This window comes from Acinetobacter sp. RIT698 (genome assembly GCF_009668065.1).
GTDB lineage: Bacteria > Pseudomonadota > Gammaproteobacteria > Pseudomonadales > Moraxellaceae > Acinetobacter > Acinetobacter guillouiae.
Genome location: NZ_WJYH01000061.1, coordinates 1 through 22,137 on the forward strand (window position 1 = coordinate 1; position 22,137 = coordinate 22,137).

Genomic DNA, 22,137 nt, shown 5'->3' on the forward strand with positions numbered 1-22,137 from the left:
ATAAATGCAATTTTATTACGGTAAAAATAAACAAAATTTAGAAGGGGTAAGTGTAGTGGCATGATATTCGCTTTGTATTTAATACTGTTATATCGTTCAATTTTTCACTATTGTTAATTTAACGTTCTGGTTCGGCACCAAAGCAGCAATCGACAGGATGATGGTGCTGCCAGTATTCTGTTTAAATAATTTGATGAATAAAAATACATAGGTGTGAATTTGGAATCCAAGCTTTTACAATTTGCGTTGTTGGTCGGTGCAATGGGTTGTGGGGAAATGGCGATTGCGAAAACGCCTGCACAACCGAATAAAATCCTGAATTTGGCTTTTGAAGCACCAGATGATGGTTTTGATATGGTGAAAACCTATAATTTCTACAGTGGAAATATTGCAGAGGCGATATTTGAACCCTTACTCAAATATGATTATCTGGCTCGTCCCGTGGTATTGGTACCCAATACGGCACAAGCATTGCCAAAAATAGAACAAGAGGGCAAGGTCTATACTTTTAAAATTCAGCCTGGCATTTATTTTACCGATGATCCTGCGTTCAAAGGCAAACGACGTGAATTGACTGCCCAAGATTATATTTATTCGATTCAACGTGTGAGTGATCCGAAAAATCATTCGCCTACCTATTCTTTTATTGATGGCAAAATCCAAGGCTTAGAGCAAGTGGTCGCCAATGCGAAAAAGACAGGCAAGTTTAATTATGATGCGCCCATTTCAGGGCTTAAAGCTTTAGACAAATACACCCTACAATTTACCTTAACCCGTGCAGATTATAATTTTCCTTATATTTTGGCCTATGTCACTTTTAGCGGAACAGCGCGTGAAGTTGTTGAGTTTTATGGTGATCGTATCGGGCAGCATCCTGTAGGTACAGGCGCTTATCAGCTGAGTAAATACGTACCACGCAGTAAAATTGAGCTGGTGGCAAATCCTGACTATCGTGGCTTTATTTGGAATTATAAATCGACAGGAACGGCATGGGATAACCAACTTGTCAAAGAGATGTCGGGTAAAAAAATGCCTCAAGTCGGTAAGGTTGTCGTGAGTATTATTGAGGAAGAACAGTCAAGGTGGTTGGCGTTTAAGTCAGGCCAATTGGATTTTGACAAATTAACCTCAAATGCGGTTCCACAGGCTTTAAACGGTACACAATTAAAAGCAGAACTTAAACAACAGGGCATTCAACATTTTCCCAATAAAGACCCTGAAATCACCTATACCATGTTCAATATGAAAGATCCGATTGTGGGGGGGTATAGTCTAGACAAAATAGCACTACGTCGAGCCATTACACTAGCATATAACCAACAGGAAGCGATTAAGCAACTTTATAAAGGTCAAGCGGTTAGAGCTGAAATGTTGGTGCCAGATGGGGTGCAAGGGCACAATGCTCAATATAGAAGTAGTATTGCCTATAATCCGTTATTGGCCAATAAATTACTGGATCGATTTGGTTATAAAAAAGGCAAAGATGGTTATCGAACTTTACCCAGCGGGAAGCCGTTTACGCTGAAATATAATACTGAAAATAGCTCAAGCTCAGTCATTCATTCTGAGTTATGGAAGAAAAACTTAGATGCTATTGGGGTGCGTGTTGAATTTAAGGTCAGTAATTTTGCCGATAATTTAAAAGAGGCCATGCAGTGTAAACATATGATTTGGGGTGGGGCATGGATTGCTGATTTTCCTGAAGGAGAAAATTTTGCCCAATTGCTTTATGGTCCAAACTCAGGCAAAGGAAATTTAAGTTGCTATCAATCCAAAGCTTATGATGCACTGTATCAGCAAGCGTTAACTTTACCGCCACAACAACGAACGCCATTTTATGAAAAAATCAGTCGGCAGATAGAGGCAGATAACCCTTGGATTATTCATAGTACCCGTATTCGCAATTGGCTGTTGCAACCACAAGTTCAAGGCTATAAAGCACATCCAATGATCAATACCGTTTGGCAATACCTTGATGTTCAGCCAGTTAAAAAATAACCAGATGAAGTTGAATAAAATGATGAAGGATGATTTAAAGCAAAAGTTAAAGCAGATTGGGGTCAGTGCATTCTTGGGCGGTATGCTCCTGACAGGCACGATGAATGTATTTGCCAAAAGCCCAGCGGATCCAAATAAAGTTTTACGTTATGTTTTCCCCGTTGCAGAAACGGGTTTTGATCCAGCAGGCACACAAGATCTTTATTCTGCGCATGTGCATAATTCAATATTTGAAGGCTTATATACCTACGATTATTTAGCAACACCCGCCAAATTAGTACCCCGTACCGCGGTGAGCCTGCCTGAAGTCAGTGCTGATGGTTTAACCTATACCTTTAAAATTCAAAAAGGAATTTATTTTGCCAAAGATCCTGTATTTAAAGGCAAAGCCCGTGAATTAACCGCGCAAGACTATGTTTATTCTTATAAACGGTTGTTAGACCCAAGTTTGCATTCCCCCAATAGTTGGTTGTTTGATGACAAAATTCTAGGCATGGACAAAGTGCTTGAGCAAGCTAAAAAAACAGGCAAGTTTAATTATGATCTGCCTGTTGCAGGGCTTCAGGCCACAGATCGTTATACCTTGGTGATTAAACTAAAACAAGTTGATCAAAACTTCCCAATGTTGTTGGCACATCAACCAGCTGGTGCAGTGGCACGAGAAGTGATTGAACACTATCGAGATCGGTCTGGCTTTGCCATGGCCCATCCTGTGGGAACAGGTCCCTATGTCTTGGCAAAATGGACACCTGGCTCACGGATTATCCTGAAAGCCAATCCAGATTATCGTGGTTATGTTTGGGATTTCAAAGCATCCACGCCAGAAGATCAAAAAATTGTGGATGCGATGAAAGGCAAAAAAATGCCGCAAATCGGTGTGGTCGATATTCAAGTGATGGAAGAATCACAATCACGCTGGTTATCATTTAGTAAAGATGAAACTGATTTATTTGTGTTGGATGGTGATCTCAGTGTTCAAGCCATCCAAGACGGTCAGCTTAAACCCGAACTTGCCAAAAAAGGTATTCAACTTTCCCGTATTGCCGATCCTTCAATTGATTATTATTACTGGAATATGCAAAACCCTGTTGTTGGTGGCTTAAGTAAAGAAAAAATTGCTTTACGCCGTGCCATGGCCATGGCCTTTTCACCCGATAATCAAATTAAGATTTTGATGAAGGGTGATGCACAGCGCTTACAATTCCCCATCCCTTATGGGGTGATTGGGCATGATCCAAATTATAAAACCAGTATTCCTTATTCTATCAAAGCGGCCAATTTACTGTTAGATCGTTATCATTATAAGGTTGCTGCCGATGGCTGGCGTACCTTGCCGAATGGCAAACCCTTGCTGATCGAATTAACTGTTTATGGAAATAGTACACGTAGTCAGCAAAGTGCTGAATTTTGGAAAAAGACTTTAGACAATATCAAGGTCAAAATGACCACCAAATCCTTGCCTTTTGCGGAAGGATTAAAAGCTGAAAAACAATGCAAAACCATGTTTAAGGGATCAGCTTGGATTGCTGACTATCCCGATGCCGATAACTTTATGCAGCTGTTTTATGGAAAGAATATCCATGCAACCAATAGTGCATGCATGAAAATTCCTGAATATGATCGCTTATATGAACAAACCCAAAAATTGAAACCGGGTCCTGAGCGTGATGCTTTATATCATAAGATGGCGCGGATATTAGAAGTGTATATGCCGGTACAAATGGCATCGACGCGTTATCGCAATGCTTTGGCGCAACCACGTGTCATCGGCTTTAAAAAGCATCCGATTATTCCATCGGAATGGATGTATTTTGATATGAAAAAATAACCTCTATCAAAAGCTTAAAAATAAACAGATTGAAATTTGAAAATGAATAAATGAAAGATTGGAGAAAATGAAAATGAAGCGATTTAAATTAACCACACTCTGTATGTTGTCAATGGGTATGGGGCAATGGGCCTTTGCAGAAACTGAACGCAGTACTTTACCCAAGTTTCAGGCCAAAGATATCCCTGCCCAATGTGATGCAAAAATTGCAGACGTTAAAACCAAGTTGGCTGAATTTGCCAAAGTTAAACTCAAAAATAATGCGCCTGCTGGAGCAGTATTGGCAAAGTGGGATCAAATTTTTGCAGAGTTTGAAGATTTTTATGGGCCAATTAATTTAGCCAGTAATGTTGACCCAAGCGCAGATTTACGTAAAGCCGCAGAAGATTGCGAAGTTAAAATCAGTCAGTTCCAAACTGAAGTGTACCAAGACGGGAAACTTTATCAACAAATTAAAAAAACCAAAGCCAGTGATGAGATTGACCGTAAATATCGCCAAGATATTTTAGATGGTTTTGAAGATACAGGGGTACAACTTCCCGCAGAAAAACAAGCACGTTTAAAAGTGATTTTAGATGAGTTGACCAAGATTCAACAAGAATATGCCCGCAACATTCGAGACAATCCTGAAAAATTAGAATTTACCCCAGCCGAATTAAAAGGCTTACCAGAAAGCTATATTGCCAATCTAAAGAAAAATGAAAAAGGCAATTACCTATTGGGCTTTGACTACCCAGAATACCGTCCTTTTATGGAATTGGCAGACAGTGATGATGCGCGTAAACGTTATCAAATTGCTTATACCCGCCGTGGTACTGAAAAGAATTTAGTGTTGCTTAAACAAGCGATTGATTTACGGCATGAACTTGCACAATTATTCGGTAAAGCCAGTTATGCCGATTGGGCATTGAAAAACCGTATGGCCAAGAATCCTGAAACGGTCAATAAATTCCTCAATGAGGTACATAGTACGGTTGCGCCATTAGAGAAAAAAGAAGTGCAAACACTGCGTGAATTTAAAGCCAAGACCTTAAATATTCCAGTAGAAAAAGCGGAAATTAACCGTTGGAGTGAGGGCTATTGGAGCGAAAAATTACGTCAAGAAAAGTACAAAATTGACCAAGAAAAAATGCGTGAATATTTCCCGACCCAAGCATCACAAGATTGGTTATTTGCAATTTCATCAAATCTATATGGGATTGAATTTAAGCCTGCCAAAGTTGATGTCTGGCAAGATGAAGTTGAATATTACGATGTCACAGATCAGAAAACAGGTCAGCTTTTAGGTGGTTTATATATCGATAAATTTCCACGTGAAGGAAAGTATGGTCATGCAGCGGTGTGGGGCGTTAAGGGTGGCAGTACCCTGACCCAGCGTAAACCGATTTCAGCCTTAGTCACCAACTTTAACCGTAAAGGTTTAAACAGTGATGAACTGGAAACCTTTGTGCATGAGTTTGGACATGCCTTACATGGAATTTTGTCAAACACCCGTTATGCCTCGCAATCTGGTACTTCAGTCGAGCGAGATTTTGTTGAAGCACCGTCACAGATGTATGAAGAATGGGCACGTCGTAAAGAAACGCTGTCGACTTTAGCCGATTATTGCAAACCAGCCTGTCCACGTGTCGATGATGAATTGATTGGTAAATTAAAAGCCGTGAAAAACTACGGTCGTGGCTTGTTCTATTCTCGTCAAACCTTATACGCACAATATGATATGGCATTGCATACCGCAGATGCTTTAAAAACCCAGCCTTTAGATGTATGGAAAAAACTCGAAAACCAAACCGCCTTAGGGTATGTACCAACCACAGAATTCCCAGGACAATTTGGTCATATTATGGGCGGATACCAAGTTGGCTATTATGGCTATATGTGGTCAGAAGTGATGGCCTTAGACATGCTTTCTGCTTTTGGCGATAACTTAAATAATCCAGAGGTTGGAGCACGTTATCGTAAAGCAATTTTGTCACAAGGTGGACAGAAGAAAGCAGAGCAGCTGGTGGTTGATTTCTTGGGCAGAGAACCGGATAACAAGGCATTCTTTCAAGAAATTACCGGTCAACGTGATTAAAAGGAATTAGAACTATGCTGGCATATATCACGCGCCGTATATGGCAAATGATTCCCACCATGTTGGGAGTCGTATTGCTGATTTTCTTTCTATTTAACTGGGTGGGCGGAGATCCTGCTTATATCCTTGCTGGAAAAATGGCAAACCCTGAACAGATTGAAAATATTCGTCAGCAACTTGGGGTAGATCAACCATATTATGTTCAATTGTGGATTTTTATTAAGCAAATCCTGACTTTTGATTATGGCAATAGCTGGAGTACCGGGGAATCAGTTTCAAACATTATCCTGACCCGTTTAGGTCCATCGCTGACCATCATTATTCCACTGACAATTTTACAAACCGTGATTTCAATCATTCTGGCTTTGGCTGTTGCTTCGGTACGTGGTTCATTGACGGATCGTATGGTGATGTTGTTATGTACCATTGGGATGTCGATCAGTATTTTGGTCTATATCATCGTATTTCAGTACGGTCTTGCCTATAAACTGGGATGGTTCCCTGTACAAGGTTGGAGCGATAGTCTCAGTGAAAATCTATTGCAATACGCACTATTGCCAATCTTAATCATGTTGGTGGTGAGTATTGCACCGACTTTACGTCTATATCGTAGCTTTGTCTTGGATGAAGTCAATCAGGACTATGTCCGTACTGCACGGGCAAAAGGAGTGGGTGAGGGACGTATCTTAGGCGTACATGTACTGCGTAATGCATCTATTCCGATTATTACTGACGTGATGTCGAGCCTGCCAGCATTGTTGATTGGGGCATTTTTAATTGAGCGATTTTTTGGTATTCCGGGGATTGGGCGAGAAGTCATTATTGCAGTAGAACGAAGCGACTTTCCAGTGATTAAAGCAATCACGGTCTATGTTGCCGCTGCGACCATGATTTTTAACCTGATCGCTGATTTGATATATAAAGTGGTTGATCCACGCGTACAGTTGAAGTAGGTGGGATGATGCTCGGAATTTTATCGAAAAAAGTAGACGCCCAAGAACAACAGACTTCTCCCGGTTTATGGCGATTGGCAATGCGACGTTTAAAAGCAGATCGTATCGCTATGCTGTCGTTATTGGTGTTGCTGTGTTATTTCATTATATTGGTACTCTCCATGACGGGTGTGATTGCATCAAATTGGAATAAAGAAGTAGCCGTGAGTTATGCGCCACCTACATTTATCGGGGCAGATCAAAATACACAAGATTCTGCAAAGAAAGCCGCAACTGTAGAGGCCTTACCTGAAAATCCTGTTGATCCTTTAAAAGATGTGATCAAAGAGTTAAATACTGAAATTGCAACAGAACAAGCTTCAGGTGGCGCGATTGACTACTACGGTATTCAAGATCCGCTTGCAGAAGATATGAAAGCCATTGATCAGCAATTGGGTGGGCATTTACTTGATCAGCAAAGTGAACTCAAACAAACCTTGCCTTTCGGTGCGGATAAATGGGGACAGGATGTTGTACTCAAAACCATTAAAGGTGCAGAAACGTCAATTATTGTGGGCTTGATCTCGGCATTATTGGCCGTGGTAATCGGCACATTCTTAGGGGCAATCGCTGGTTACTTTGGTGGTTGGGTGGATGATGTTCTAAACTGGTTTTATAACATTTTTACCTCGATACCTTATCTATTGTTGGTGTTGGCGATTGCCGCTGTACTGCAACAAAAGGGCATTCTTTCCATTGTTTTAATTCTTGGATTAACGGGTTGGACTGGGGTATTCCGTTTAATTCGTGCTGAATATATGAAACATAATTCACGCGAGTATGTACTGGCAGCCAAAGCAATTGGTGTCAGTAATACCCGACGGATGTTCGTGCATATTTTCCCTAATGTAAGCCATATTGCTTTGGTTCAGATGTCGATCTTGGTGGTTGCATTTATTAAGTCTGAAGTGATTTTAAGCTTCTTGGGCTTTGGTGTACCTGTGGGGGTGGTGTCATGGGGCAGTATGTTGAATGAAGCGCAAAGTGAGCTGATTTTAGGTAAATGGTGGCAATTGGTGGCAGCCTCAGTAGCGATGGCCGTGCTTGTGACCGCATTTTCAATGTTTACAGATGCATTACGTGATGCATTAGACCCTAAACTAAAATAAGGAGCTTAAAGATGTCAGAACAACAAGCGACACCTCCTGTACTACTCAGTGTTGAAAATCTGAGTGTGAGTTTTAAGGGTGAAAATAAGCAATTTATTGAAACCGTAAAAGGTATTTCATTTCAGATTCCTGCCAATACTACTGTGGCCTTGGTTGGTGAATCTGGCAGTGGAAAATCCGTAACTTCATTGGCAACCATGGGTTTATTACCCAAAGGTCAATCTCGTATTGCTGAAAACAGTAAAATTATTTTTGAAGGTAAAGACTTACTCAGTTTAAGCAGCAAACAAATGCGTGCAATGTGTGGTAAAGACATTGCTATGATTTTTCAGGAGCCGATGTCGTCACTTAATCCTGTGTTTACAGTGGGTGATCAAATTGCTGAAATTATGCGTATTCATTTAAATATGGGGCGTAAACAAGCACGACAACGTACTTTGGAATTACTCACTGAAGTTGGGATTCCATCCCCTGAAAGCAAGATTGATGCTTACCCCAGTCAACTGTCTGGTGGTCAACAGCAACGGGTCATGATTGCTATGGCAATTGCCTGTGAACCCAAATTACTGATTGCTGATGAACCGACCACTGCATTAGATGTCACCATCCAAAAACAAATATTGGATTTGTTGGAGGCTTTACGTAAGCGCCGTCAAATGTCGATGTTGTTTATTACCCATGACTTGGCATTGGTGAGTGAAATTGCCGATGAAGTGATTGTGATGCGTCATGGTGAAATTCGTGAACAAGGTTTAGCAAAGGCTGTTTTAGAACAGCCACAAGATGCCTATACCAAAGCATTATTATTATGCCGCCCGCAACTTTCGCATCGTCCATATCGCTTACCGGTCATTAGTGATTTTATGCAAGCTCAAGACGCACCTGTGACTGAGGCGGTGAGTTTGCCTGAGGTGGATTTTGCGGAGCGCAAGCGAGGCTTTGTTGGCGATGAAGAAATTATTTTAGAGGTGCGTGATTTAAAAAAATCATTTTTTAGTCGTAAAGGGCTATTTGGCAAAGATGAGTTTCAGGCAGTCAAAGGGGCATCTTTCCAATTGGCGAAAGGTAAGACTTTAGGGCTCGTCGGGGAATCTGGTTCAGGTAAAACCACCATTGGTTTATTGTTGATGCGTTTGCAACAAGCTTCTGGCGGTCAAGCGTTATTTCAAGGTAAAGATATTTTGGCAATGTCTGAAAAAGAGTTTGCCCAGTATCAACGTAAGATTCAGATTATTTTTCAGAATCCCTATGCCTCACTTAATCCGCGTTTTACCGTGGGGCAAATTTTGATGGAGCCAATGCAAGTTCATAAAATTGGCGCAAATGATACTGAACGTAAAAAAATGGCTTTGGAATTACTGGAAAGAGTGAGCTTACCTGCGCAAGCCTTTGATCGTTATCCGCATGAGTTTTCTGGGGGACAACGTCAACGTATTGCAATAGCACGCTGTTTAACTTTAAAACCTGAAATTTTAATCTGCGATGAATCAGTCTCGGCACTCGATGTATCGGTTCAAGCACAAGTCTTGAACTTGCTTCAAGATCTGCAAGATGAATTTGGCTTAAGTTATATTTTTATCTCACATGATTTGTCTGTGGTGAAATATATTTCGGATCAAATTATGGTGATGAACCACGGTGATATCGTTGAAATCGCCAATTCGGATGAGTTGTATCAGTCACCACAACATGACTATACCAAACGCTTACTGAGTTCAATTCCACAAGGAACCAGGCAGGTGATTTAGATTTTTGCTATGTGAGAGCTGCTGGATTCAGTTGCTGTCAGTCCGTTAAGGATTTCAAATCTTGCTCTTTGCGAAGTTGATACTTCTCACCTTTGAAAAAGGAGGGGGTTTTACTAAAGTTAATTAATTTAGTCTCAGCTAGCTCTCCCTTTTTTCTAAGTGGGAGAGCTACAGTTGTAGTAGCGTAAGGAGTATTTTTATTGATATATAAAACGATTAAACTGATGCGTTTTGTTTAGGATAAATATACTTGCGATAGATAGGTATAAGAATAGGCAGTAATAAAAAATGAAATAGGCTGGTTGCACAACTGATTAGAATAAAAGTGATTATATCAGGTGACGAGTAAATCAGTATTATTACGCCATAGACTGGAATAACAATCGGTAAGATTGAACAGACTGTATAGCTAAGAAATGGTCTGCGAATGGCTGTTTCTGAGCAAAGTAAATAGGCATAGCTCCACATCCATAGGCCATAAATTGAGCATAAAATGACAACCTGAAAAAGTGGATAACCATAATCCTGTGGTTTCTTTCTAAGAAAATTGATCAGATACTCTGAATAAAACAGCCCTTGATATGCTATCGATATAGACACAATAAACCAGATAAGAAATAAGGGAATGAGGATCAGGTATTTTTTATTCATATTGTTATTACCATATTAAGATCATATTAGTTAAAGGGTTTTGCACTGTTTTGTTTACAGCACAAGCTGAGGCATAGCCTACAGTAATATATTTAAACCTTAATGCATGATGTAGCGCATAGTTTAAACGAAAAAAAGCCACTATTTAAAAATAGTGGCTTTTGCTCTTTAAGTCTATTCAGAACTTAGAACTTTTTAAAACCTTTTGTCACAACAAACGGTTTTTTCTTTTCAGGTTGTTCACTACGTTCTTGGCGATCTGAACGATCTAGACGCTCGTTTGGATTATAACGGCCTTCTGAACGATTACGGTTTTGTTGATTGCCATAACGGTTTTCAGAACGGTTGCTATTAAAACTATTACCACGGTTGTCCGCACGGTCATTGTTGTAGCTGTTGCCACCAGAACGTGCTTTATTAAAGCGGTTTTCTGAGCGTTCATTGCGATTGTCAGTACGGTTTTCAGTGCGATTTTGACCATATTGGTTTGCACTTGGCTGAGCATCACGACGATCATTTTGATGGTTGTGAGCTTCTTCACCTTCACTATCACGACGTTGTTGACGCAGGAATCCACCACGGCGCGCAGCCATAGGTTTGTCTTGCATACGTTCAGTACGACGTTTTGCCATACCAAATAAACCTGTGCCTTGACGTGGTTTCAGTTCAACAGCTTTGGTTAAATTATCGATATCAGTTTTATCAAGTTCCATCCAACGACCTGTACGAAGTTCACGAGGCAAAATCACAGTACCGTAACGAGTACGGAGCAAGCGACTTACTTTTAGACCTTGTGATTCAAAAATACGGCGAACCTCACGGTTACGACCTTCTTTTACAACGACTTGGTACCAGCGATTGATCCCTTCACCACCAATTTCAGAGAAAGATTCAAATTTTGCTGGACCATCATCTAAAACAACGCCATTTGTCATGTTGTTTTTGAGTTGAGGCGTTACTTCACCCATGACTCGAACTGCATATTCACGTTCGATTTCATTTGAGGGATGCATTAAACGATTGGCAAGTTCACCATCATTTGTAAAAAGTAATAAACCTGTTGAGTTGATATCTAGACGACCCACCATCACCCAACGGTCATTGGAAATCGGGGGTAAGTGATCAAACACAGTCGGGCGAGATTCTGGATCATTACGAGAACAGATTTCACCTTCAGGTTTGTAGTAAATCAATACACGACGACGAATTTCGTCTTCAATTTGGAACTGAACTTTACGACCATCGATGCGAAGCTCATCACCTGGTTCAATACGTTCGCCCACTTGAGCAACCTGCCCATTGACACTTACACGACCAGCGGCAATGACCTCTTCCATATAACGGCGAGAGCCCAAACCCACTCGTGCGAGTACCTTTTGCAATTTTTCACTCATGACAGCATAACCTTAGAAATAATCATCAACAGTGCACCTATTTAAGACTTGGCAGCTTGCGCATCCAAAATCATAAAAGCTTCCTTGGCATCCTGTAGGGGAGGCAATTGATCTAAAGACACTAGACCAAAAGCATTTAAAAATTGTGGCGTTGTCACTAACAACGCGGGTCTACCTGGGAGTTCTCGGTAACCAGATTCTTTAATCCAGTTCCAATCAAACAAAGTCCTGAGTATTTGACTATTATTTGTAACCCCTCGTATTTGCTCAATATCAGCACGGGTTACTGGCTGATGATAAGCGATCACTGCAACTGTTTCTAACAGTGACGGCGATAATCGAGTTGGTCGATCTGGCCAAACTTGCGCAATCACGTTGCGGTATTTTGCCCGCACTTGAAAACGATAACCTTGAGCTGTTTCGACAAGTTCGATTGAACGACCATGTTGTAACACAGACAATTGCTGTAAATACTGTTGCAACTGTTGTTTAGAATACTGATTTTGAAATGCTTCTTTTAAGCGAGCAAGCGATACAGGGGCATCACTTGCAAAGATAATCGCTTCAAGTTGCATCAGAACTTCGTGATGTAATTCATCAACATTAAAGGCATTATTTTGATCAATGGTCATGCCGTTGCTCCTTGAATTGCAAGCGGGGCCTCAACACCAGAAGAAATAATTTGGACTTTTTGCTGACGGGTCAGCTCCAAGATTGCCATAAATGTAACCACCATGCCCATTCGACCTTGGTTTGGCTTGAGTAATTCTTGGAAACTGAGAACTTCTCCAGATTCAATCATATATTCGATATAAGCAATGCGTTCTTCAAGTAATACAGGTTCTTGTTCAATCTTATGGGTTATGGGTTCAGGGCGGTTAAAAATGCAATACAAGGCATCTTTTAACATCTCAACCTCATAACCTTCATACACTTTTGGAATATGACCAATCGCAACATGGGTCGCAAAAGTATCTCGGTCTAAAACAGGCATCTGGCCTAAACGTTCAGCTGCTTTTTTAATCCGTAAATAGGTCTCTAAGCGATCGATTAATTCCTGTTTTGGATCTTTTTCAATATGAATAGTTTTTGGTTTTGGCAATAACAAGCGAGATTTTAAATCTGCCAATAATGCTGCCATCACCATATAGTCAGCGGTTAACTCGATATTTAACGATTTCATACCGTCCATATAAGACAAGTATTGTGTTGCAATCGGGGCAATATCTAACTGTAAAAGATCGAAACCATTTTTTTGAATCAAATAAATTAAAAAGTCGAGTGGTCCTTCGAAATGTTCAAGCAGAATTTCGAATGCAGCAGGAGGAATATATAAATCCTCTGGAATTTCTTCTTGCCATTCATCCAATACACGGATGTTGGAAATGGATTCCATAGGATGCTGAGTTGCTTGAGTCATTACAGTTTATTAGCCACGCGAATTTTCAAAGGCATGTTTTATTCGTGTTACCACTCAATAGGTACAATAGGAGAGGGTGGTGACGAATTACAAAAAGATATTTGGCTTATTTTAATGGAAAAGTTAAGAGGAATACATTGTTTAATTATAAAAACCATAAAAAAACCTGAAAATAAATAGGGAATATTTCGTTTTGTGATGATTGAAAACAACTAAGCTACTCATTTTTATTGTAAATTTTTATATATTTTCAAGAAAAAATTTATCCATATTTTAATCGCATAATGTGAAGTGGATCAACTTTATATGTTGGGTGAGTTTGAATTGTTAGATTTTTTTACTTTCAATCTATTGTTTGCAAAATGATACTGACTCTATTATTGCATGCTTAAAATTATAATTTTGCCCAAAATATTACAATGTTATTTAGTTGATTTTGGATATAACTGGATGGTGTATAAACATCTCAGCGAAATCGTTTAAGACTATAAATATGAAAAAAATTAGTGATGAATGAGTAAATAATTTTGTTTTCAAATATATGTGGATTTTAAGTTATTAAAATCTTTGAATAGGTGACTTTTACCCAACAGTCCCACAATGGAAAAACTTAAATGGTCAATCTAAATAATATTTTTGATCTTCATTTCTTCTTAATTCACTAAGCCAAGAAAAAAGCCCAATAGCAACCAACACAATACGGCGCAACACATTAGCAATCACATCAGTTTGTTTATATACGCTTTTAACAGCATTTTTGATTACTCATCAATTGAGTTTTGATCAAACATCCAAGCCTCACAATCCATTTATTCATGTTGCTCACCCCTAAACATGAATTTGGTTCACTTTTTTGTGAAATTATATCATTTTTATTCATGTACGGATTGCGGTATAAATTACACCAAGCGCTTCACGATAGACAAGATTATCGTTAATTCTGAATTGAGCGACCAAGTACAAGTCAGAAAATACGGGAAATACTATTGACTGGATAGATCCAAAGAGAAATTGGATGGTTCAGAAAGAGCATGAAAAAAATTCAGGTTTATTTCAGAAATTAGGGTATCAGATCATCATGAGTAAAGATTTTACATTTACGATTAAGAGCATTAGTTTCGACGAAAACTATCATCCCTCTAATAATACGCGTATCACAACCAACTTTGCCAATTTAGCAAGAGGTGAGAGTCGCCATGACAATTTGCGCAATACCCTAACGATGATTGACAATCGGTTTAATGCCTTAGCGCATTGGGATAATCCTGAAGCAGATCGTTATTCTGTTGAACTAGAAATCATTTCAGTTGATATTGATATCGAAGGCAACGGTGAGACTTTCCCTACGATTGAAATATTGAAAACCAATATTGTTGATCACAAAAATAATCAACGTATTGAAGGTATTGTGGGCAACAATTTTTCTTCTTATGTGCGTGATTATGATTTTAGTGTATTGCTGTTAGAACATAATAAAAATAAAGATCAATTTAGCCTGCCAGAAAACTATGGTGAGCTTCATGGGAAGATTTTCAACGCATTTGTAAATTCAAATGCGTATAAAGAAAACTTTAAAAAGTCACCTGTGATTTGTCTTAGTGTTTCAAGTAGCAAGGTGTATCACCGTACTGCAAATGTGCATCCAGTATTGGGTGTTGAATATCTGCAAGATGAATACTCATTAACAGATGAATACTTCGGAAAAATGGGTTTGCAGGTTCGTTATTTTATGCCGCCTAATAGTGTTGCGCCTTTGGCATTTTACTTCCGTGGTGATTTGTTGAGTGATTACACTAACCTTGAGTTGATCGGTACTATCAGCACCATGGAAACTTTCCAGAAGATTTACCGACCTGAGATTTACAACGCGAATTCTGTGGCAGGTAAATCTTACCAACCAAGTTTAAAACATCAGGATTATTCACTGACTCGTATTGTGTATGACCGAGAAGAACGTGGTCAGTTGGCGATTAAGCAAGGCAAATTTACTGAAGAGCAGTTCATCAAGCCATACAAACATATCCTTGAGCAGTGGTCTGCAAATTACGTTGCTTAATTTACCTAGATAGATAAGATTATTGATTATGAAAATATTATTACCGACTTCAACTGCTGGCAGCCTACCAAAACCTTCTTGGCTTGCCGAGCCTGAAAAACTTTGGTCACCTTGGAAATTACAAGATGAGCAATTAATTGAAGGCAAACAAGATGCTTTACGCTTGTCGCTGCAAGAGCAACAACACGCTGGGATCGATATTGTCAGTGATGGCGAACAAACCCGCCAACACTTTGTCACCACGTTTATTGAACATCTCAACGGTGTTGATTTTGAGAAACGTGAGACTGTACGCATTCGTAATCGCTATGATGCAAGCGTACCAACTGTTGTCGGTGCGGTATCTCGTCAAAAGCCTGTTTTTGTTGATGATGCCAAGTTTTTACGTCAACAAACCAATCAACCGATTAAATGGGCGTTGCCTGGTCCAATGACGATGATTGATACGCTGTATGATGCGCATTATAAAAGTCGTGAAAAACTTGCTTGGGAATTTGCCAAAATCCTCAATGAAGAAGCCAAAGAGTTAGAAGCTGCGGGTGTGGATATTATTCAATTTGATGAACCTGCATTTAATGTGTTTTTTGATGAAGTCAACGACTGGGGTGTTGCGACTTTAGAAAGAGCACTTGAAGGACTTAAATGTGAAACTGCTGTGCATATTTGCTATGGCTACGGCATCAAAGCCAATACAGATTGGAAAAAGACTTTAGGTTCAGAATGGCGTCAATATGAAGAAGCGTTCCCTAAACTTCAACAATCTAAAATTGATATCGTTTCTTTAGAATGCCAAAACTCTCGTGTACCAATGGATTTAATCGAATTGATCCGTGGTAAGAAAGTAATGGTTGGTGCTATTGATGTGGCAACCAATACCATTGAGACAGCAGAAGAAGTTGCCAACACATTACGAAAAGCACTTCAGTTTGTAGATGCAGATAAGCTTTATCCATCGACTAACTGTGGTATGGCTCCTTTATCTCGTGAAGTTGCAAGAGGCAAACTTAATGCCTTAAGTGCTGGCGCAGAAATCGTTCGTAAAGAACTTAGCCGCTAGTATTCAACGATATTGTGGTGTAAAAAGGGTGACCTGTTTGGGTGAATGGATATCCAAGACCCAACTGGAAACCTTGATCACAATTTAGAGAACATCAGTTCTACTGAGAAACTCATCCAGATGAAGTGCCTACATGACGGAATAGCAGGGTAATGCTAAATCTAAAAAAGTACGGTTCAATTTAGGAACAATGAAATGATTGAAGCAACAGACTTTAGAAATGCAATGTCTTTGTTGACCAGTGCAGTCAGTGTCATTACCACGACAGGTTTGTCTGGTCGTTACGGATTTACTGCGTCTGCCGTATGTAGTGTGACGGATTCGCCTCCGACTTTATTGGTCTGTATGAATAAAGCGGCGAGTTCTCATGTGCATTTTGTTGAAAATAAAATTTTAACTGTAAATGTTTTAAGCGCACATCATCAGCATATTTCTAAAGCGTTTTCGTCTAAATTAAGCCCAGAAGAACGATTTAAACATGGTGTTTGGACAGAATTAGAAACTGGCGCACCAGTTTTAGATGATGCTTTGGTGAATTTTGATTGCGAGATTGAGCAAATTCAAGAAGTCGGAACACATACGATTTTTATTTGTCGTATTGTGGCAATTCAACAAAGTGAACATGATCAAAGCTTGGTTTATTTTAATCGTTCTTATCATCATGTTGGGCAGACTGAAGTTGCTTAAAGCCAGTTTGCTTTTTGGTTTACGCCTTATGCCAGAGCTAAAAATAATAAGGCGTGTTGATCGGTTGAATTGATCAAATACGCTGGTTTAATATAATCATAATCAATTATTTAATTGCTTGAAAAATAATAATAATTTTAATGTTTTACACAAAATCCAACATTGACACCCGAAAAATCTCCGATTATTCTTTGCTGGCTGGCCTACATTGCCAGTCGGTTTTGACAGACCGTTGCCTAAGTGCATTGAAAAAACTTGTTTTTTTAATGTAGACTCGTTCGTCCCTCTTTTTGTTGCGGTAGGACGGGAGGGGGACGCCTTCGGGCGTGCTGATTCTTAGGTTCAGTCTGTCAACCCTCTTTCGTTCTGCCACCATAATTTTTATACATTGGCAGAATTTTGAATTGTTCAGGAGTTGGCCATGTATTTTATTCGTACACCTTCAGATTAGTGTTTAGCACGGTTTAACAGCCTTTGGGCTTTTAGGCATTGGCTGGTTATACCTCAAAAAATATCAACAATAAAACTTGAGATCTACTCTGGTTACCTTTTGAAGCCTTTGATGCTTCTTTGCTTATAACAAGATCGAGAGTGGTTTTATCTCATTAAAACAAAAAATATTTATAGGGAAAATATATGTCAAATTTAGATATTTCATTTCGAGCTTTAAGGGTACTCGATACCTCTCGAAGACTCTTTAACCTATACGGATTTCATCATGTTGGGGTAAACCGTATTATTGAGTCTGCCAGAATTCCCAAAGCCACGTTTTATAAATACTTCTATTCTAAAGAGCGTTTGATTGAAATGAGTTTAACCTTTCAAAAAGATGCGCTGAAAGAAGAAGTATTTGCGCTGATTTATAAAAAGAAAGACTTTACTGTTTATGAAAAGCTTAAGCATATTTTCTTTTTACATGCCAATCAGGAAGGGTTTTATCATCTACCGTTTAAGGCTATTTTTGAGATTGAAAAGCGCTATCCCAATGCTTATCAAATCGTGGTTGAGTATCGACACTGGCTGATTGATGAAATTTATAAACTGCTTTTAACCAGCAATACAAATGCCTCAAAACAAGATGCACATATGTTCTTGTTTGTGATTGATGGGGCAATGGTTCAGCTTCAGGGTGAAAACAGTGTGGATGATCGGGAGAGGTTGGTGGGGTGTTTTTTGGATGGGTTGGGGTAGTGTTGATTGGTAGGTCCATATACATATATCATTATTTATGGTTGATGGGGACATTTTTTGAAAGTTAAATTGAGCTTTTATCGTTATTTGATTTGAGTTTATCCCAAAAAATTAAATGATTTAAATTCTAGTATTGCTCGGCTTTATTTTTAATAAAATTATGGTATCAAGCCGTGCACTCAATACTTGCCCCTAGGTATCAATACCTAGAACTTCTTGAGTCCGAAAATGTGACTCAGGTTGAGCTTGCGCATCGTTTGAATAAAGCTCAATCTTATGTGTTTAAAGTTGAAATTTTGGAAAGAAGGTTAGATGTGATCGAATTAATGGATTAGTTACAAATTCTAGAAGTAGAGCTAACAAATTTTCTAAATCACTAAAATAAAAGTCACTTTGTGCCATAAATTTAATAAAGGCTTTATGAAGTTTATAAATAAGAAAAAATTTTACTTTTATCATGACTTAAAGGTTAATTAAGTTCTTGTTTTGATATTATTCTATTAGTTGAAAATTTAAATAGTTGGAATAGGGCTCCAAAATATGGAAAATCTACCAAAAGAGGGGCGCAGTCAAGAAATAGGTCGTTTGGCTGCAAGAGCCTTAGGTATTAAATTGCCTAAATCGTGGATTGAAACTCCATTGGCTGGTGATACTGATTTCGGTATTGATTATACAATTCAATTAAAATCCAATGAAAACTATGTAAAATATACTTTTTACTTACAATTAAAAGGTACTACCGTTCCATCTTATAGTGCTGACAAAACTTTTATTTCATATGATTTTAATGTATCGACTCTAAATAATTATCATCAGCAAGAGCCTTTAGTCATGGTTGCTGTGGTTGATTTGAGTGAAAATGAAGAGGATCTATCCAATTGTCCAATTTATTACTTTTGGTTAGAAGAAGAATGGTTTTCAACAAATCAGCATAAGTTAAAAACTCAAAGTACTATTACTATTAGAATTCCTTTAAATAACGTTTTGCATACTTCTTTAGATGTTTATGAATATTATTCAAATAGAATTTTAGAAAAATTTGCAGTAGCAGAATTAAAAAAGAAGATTCAAATACCAAATAAAACATCAGTAGAAAGTATTGAGCTATTTACAAATGCAATAGCTGAAAAACCCCTTCTTTTGAAGAGTCTAGAAAAACAGAGTGAAGCTCCTTGGATTGATAATCCTACAGGTGAAGTGGCCACTGAATTGAAAACATGTGCTGATTTTTTATCAAATAACAGAATAAAAGATGCAAGACAGGTATTAGATCAATTAGAGGTTAAAGCAGATAGTTTCACTGCTCATGAGGTCGCTGAGTTTTACTATCAGAAAGGTAACCTATTGTCTTATGAGGATTTTTATGATGAGGCAGAGCTTCAATTTAAGATGGCATATGAGAAGAATCAAAAAGAACGTTATCAATTAGCATATTTACAATCTAAATTCAAACTAGACTCAATGCCTTCAAATAATGAACTTGAGGATTTGGTAAATACATTAGATGATGAAAGTTTCTCTAAATGTTTCATTAAAGCAAAATCACTTGCTTTACTTAAAAGAGCTAAAGAGGGCTTAGAATTATTAAAAATAAAATATTCAAATGAAGTCACTGCTCAAATGACGATATGTACTATCGGTGAGCTTTATGTAGAACTTGATGAAATCATCGAGGAAAATATTGAATTTGAGTTTGTTGGTGAAAGAAGAAAATATGATTTTAATGCGTTAGCCGCTCGTAGATATTTTCATAAGGCTTCAAACCAGATAGGAATACATGGTGAAATTTTACCATTCACAGGGCATCCAAATTATAATATTGAAGAAATGAAACTATCTTATGTTTTAATACAAAAAGCATGGATTTCTGCAAGAAAATTAGGCTATCCAAGTGATGTAACAATGCTAATAGATATTAGTTGTTTGATTTACGGATACTTTAACAATTTTTCAGAATTAGGTTCATATATAGAAGAAATTTTACTCGAAAGACCTAACCATAAAGAGATAATAAGACCATATCTTCGTGTGTTGTTTAATTCCAAAGAATATAAAAAAACAATTGAGTTGCTTGATAAGTTAGATACTTTAGATACTGATGAATGTAGTATTAAGATTCTCTCATATTATTACCTAGGAAAATCGAAACAATGTTTAGAGTTAATAGGACTATATGAAAGTATTCTTTTAGATTCTCCTAGAGAAAATACACCTGCAATTTTTTGTACTGGTATTGAAATAGCTGAAGCAACTTTCCAAAAAGCATTAGTTGAAAGATATGAAAATATCGTTAAATCATTACCAAATGGAGAAGCTTTTATTGCTATCCAGAAGTTTGTTTCGGAATCAAATTTGGATAAGACTCGGGGCAAGGAGTTTGCCCAAGATTTATATCAAACTTATTTGAAGCTAGATAAGCCATTCGTAATTGCAGAACAATTGTTAACATATTTAGACCCTAAAAATGAACAAACTGCAAACCAAATAATAGAGCTTGCTGAGCATGTTTTAAGTGTAAGGGAGCTCAGCAGGAATAGATATTTAGATTTAGCACAAGCCTTTTTTACCACAGAACGATGGCAAGAAGCTGAATCATTGGCAGAAAAAAATATAGCTAAAGGCGTAACTATTTCTAGGTGGAAGTTAGTTCAAGCCGCTGCTTTGCAAAATCAAGGTAAAGTTGGGATTGCTTATAGAACTATTGAAAATGTTATAAAGTCAGAAGATATAGGTAGAGAAGAACAAGATTTTTTTATTTCTTTATCTCTTTCACTCGGATTAATTGATAATGTGATTGAATTTCTTGAAGAAAACTTGGTAAATTCTACTCATATTGAAAATATAATTTTGATTGTTAGACGGCTTATTGCGATCTATATCAATAGACCTGAATATGGGGAAAAGTTAAAGACCGCAATTTTAAAATATGGAGATTTTATAGATCAAAATAATTGTGATCAAGAGGGTGATTATTTGCAATTATGTATGTTATATGGTCATTTTGAAAGTGATGAACAAATTAAGAATTATCAAGAAAGATGTAATAAATATTTTGAAACCTTTCCTAACTCAACAGTTCTAAGGAGAGGAAATGTAGATATAGAGGGTGGGGTTGATTCTTTATTAGCTTCTTTAAGGGAATTAACAGGAGTTACTCCAGAGCAGGAACAACTTTGGGAGAGTAATAAGCAAAAATTGAGAAGTAGAGAACTTCCTATACCATTTTGTATGCGTGGACAGTTTTTACAAAATACAAGAGATGTTTATACAACATGGATATTATCAAAGCATTCTAAAGATGAAGAATTAGAGTTCAAGGTTATACATGCTCCTCAGATGGAAAAAGATAAATTCTTTGAGCTAATTGATATTTCAAAAATTATTTGTTTTGAGGAAACATCTTTATTAATTTTAAATGATTTGGACTTGTTGGATAGGCTTTTAAAAGTATTACCGAAATTTTCCATTCTAGAATCAGTGTTTAAAAAGATAAATCTTACTACTCATGAGCCAATATCTATTAATAATCAGATATCTGGTACTATTTTAAAAGCAATTCAGAATAATATAGAAAAATTACAATTAATTGATGATGAGGAAAAGGATTTTAAGTACGACTGTGATTTGAATGATAACAGTATTTTGCTATTAACTGATGATTTATATTTAACATGGTTAGTGAAGCAACAGAATCCAAATGTTTCTTTTGGAAATATTTTTAATGTATTGGAATTTCTTTATGAGAAAAATATTTTAAGTGAAGATGAATTTTATAGGGGAGTAGAGCATTTTTTTAGCATGGGTGTTGTCGGGGTGAATATTCGGTCTGATTTTTTAGGTCAATTAATTAATTACTATTTAGTAAAGAGAGAGGTTAGTAGTTATGAGGACACTGTTTTTAAGACTATTTTTGAAAAATTAATTATCGA

The 22,137-nt window shown here is 37.7% G+C and carries 14 protein-coding genes and 1 pseudogene; 12 read left to right on the forward strand and 3 right to left on the reverse strand.

Annotation, left to right across the window (positions count from 1 at the left end):
- Positions 1-207: 207 nt before the first annotated feature.
- The 6 genes from GJV03_RS19055 to GJV03_RS19080 all read left to right on the forward strand — a co-directional run bounded on the left by GJV03_RS19055 (position 208) and on the right by GJV03_RS19080 (position 9,752).
- Positions 208-1,998 carry an ABC transporter substrate-binding protein gene (locus GJV03_RS19055; RefSeq protein WP_354666875.1) on the forward strand — a complete coding sequence of 597 codons (1,791 nt, stop codon included), beginning with the start codon at positions 208-210 and terminating at the stop codon, positions 1,996-1,998.
- Positions 1,999-2,020: 22 nt separating this feature from the next.
- The gene (locus GJV03_RS19060; RefSeq protein WP_154130852.1) at positions 2,021-3,826 is read left to right on the forward strand and encodes an ABC transporter substrate-binding protein; all 1,806 of its coding nucleotides are present in this window, start codon (positions 2,021-2,023) and stop codon (positions 3,824-3,826) included.
- Positions 3,827-3,893: 67 nt separating this feature from the next.
- Positions 3,894-5,903, forward strand: coding sequence for a M3 family metallopeptidase (locus GJV03_RS19065; protein WP_154130846.1), 2,010 nt, complete (start codon positions 3,894-3,896; stop codon positions 5,901-5,903).
- A gap of 14 nt (positions 5,904-5,917) precedes the next feature.
- The gene (locus GJV03_RS19070; RefSeq protein WP_004722891.1) at positions 5,918-6,856 is read left to right on the forward strand and encodes an ABC transporter permease; all 939 of its coding nucleotides are present in this window, start codon (positions 5,918-5,920) and stop codon (positions 6,854-6,856) included.
- A gap of 8 nt (positions 6,857-6,864) precedes the next feature.
- Positions 6,865-8,004 (forward strand): ABC transporter permease, encoded by a 1,140-nt coding sequence (locus GJV03_RS19075; protein ID WP_056515294.1) that lies wholly within the window; start codon positions 6,865-6,867, stop codon positions 8,002-8,004.
- 11 nt (positions 8,005-8,015) lie between these two features.
- On the forward strand, positions 8,016-9,752 hold the full coding sequence (locus GJV03_RS19080; protein WP_154130847.1) for an ABC transporter ATP-binding protein: 1,737 nt from the start codon (positions 8,016-8,018) through the stop codon (positions 9,750-9,752).
- Positions 9,753-10,951: 1,199 nt separating this feature from the next.
- Here GJV03_RS19080 and rluB read toward each other — a convergent pair.
- From rluB to GJV03_RS19095, 3 genes and pseudogenes are all read right to left on the reverse strand, one after another.
- Positions 10,952-11,797, reverse strand: a pseudogene (rluB, locus tag GJV03_RS19085) (23S rRNA pseudouridine(2605) synthase RluB); the annotation flags it as partial.
- Positions 11,798-11,838: 41 nt separating this feature from the next.
- A complete protein-coding gene (gene scpB / locus GJV03_RS19090; RefSeq protein ID WP_004722881.1) occupies positions 11,839-12,429 on the reverse strand; it encodes an SMC-Scp complex subunit ScpB in 591 nt (196 codons plus the stop codon).
- Complete coding sequence (locus GJV03_RS19095; protein WP_154130848.1) at positions 12,426-13,217, reverse strand: ScpA family protein; 792 nt, start codon at positions 13,215-13,217, stop codon at positions 12,426-12,428. Before GJV03_RS19095 ends, scpB begins: the two co-directional genes overlap by 4 nt.
- A gap of 1,078 nt (positions 13,218-14,295) precedes the next feature.
- Between GJV03_RS19095 and GJV03_RS19100 the strand changes: the two genes are divergently transcribed.
- The 6 genes from GJV03_RS19100 to GJV03_RS19125 form a co-directional block, all read left to right on the forward strand.
- Positions 14,296-15,273: a DUF1852 domain-containing protein gene (locus GJV03_RS19100; RefSeq protein WP_034610135.1), complete on the forward strand. Its 978-nt coding sequence runs from the start codon at positions 14,296-14,298 to the stop codon at positions 15,271-15,273.
- Positions 15,274-15,301: 28 nt separating this feature from the next.
- A complete protein-coding gene (locus GJV03_RS19105; protein WP_004819267.1) occupies positions 15,302-16,330 on the forward strand; it encodes a methionine synthase in 1,029 nt (342 codons plus the stop codon).
- Between the two features lie 195 nt (positions 16,331-16,525).
- On the forward strand, positions 16,526-17,017 hold the full coding sequence (locus GJV03_RS19110; RefSeq protein WP_004722874.1) for a flavin reductase: 492 nt from the start codon (positions 16,526-16,528) through the stop codon (positions 17,015-17,017).
- Between the two features lie 636 nt (positions 17,018-17,653).
- Positions 17,654-18,208 carry a TetR/AcrR family transcriptional regulator gene (locus GJV03_RS19115; protein ID WP_154130849.1) on the forward strand — a complete coding sequence of 185 codons (555 nt, stop codon included), beginning with the start codon at positions 17,654-17,656 and terminating at the stop codon, positions 18,206-18,208.
- 173 nt (positions 18,209-18,381) lie between these two features.
- Complete coding sequence (locus tag GJV03_RS21840; RefSeq protein WP_154130850.1) at positions 18,382-18,543, forward strand: XRE family transcriptional regulator; 162 nt, start codon at positions 18,382-18,384, stop codon at positions 18,541-18,543.
- Positions 18,544-18,748: 205 nt separating this feature from the next.
- Positions 18,749-22,137 (forward strand): DUF4365 domain-containing protein (locus tag GJV03_RS19125; protein WP_154130851.1); only part of this gene is annotated, 3,389 nt, incomplete at its 3' end.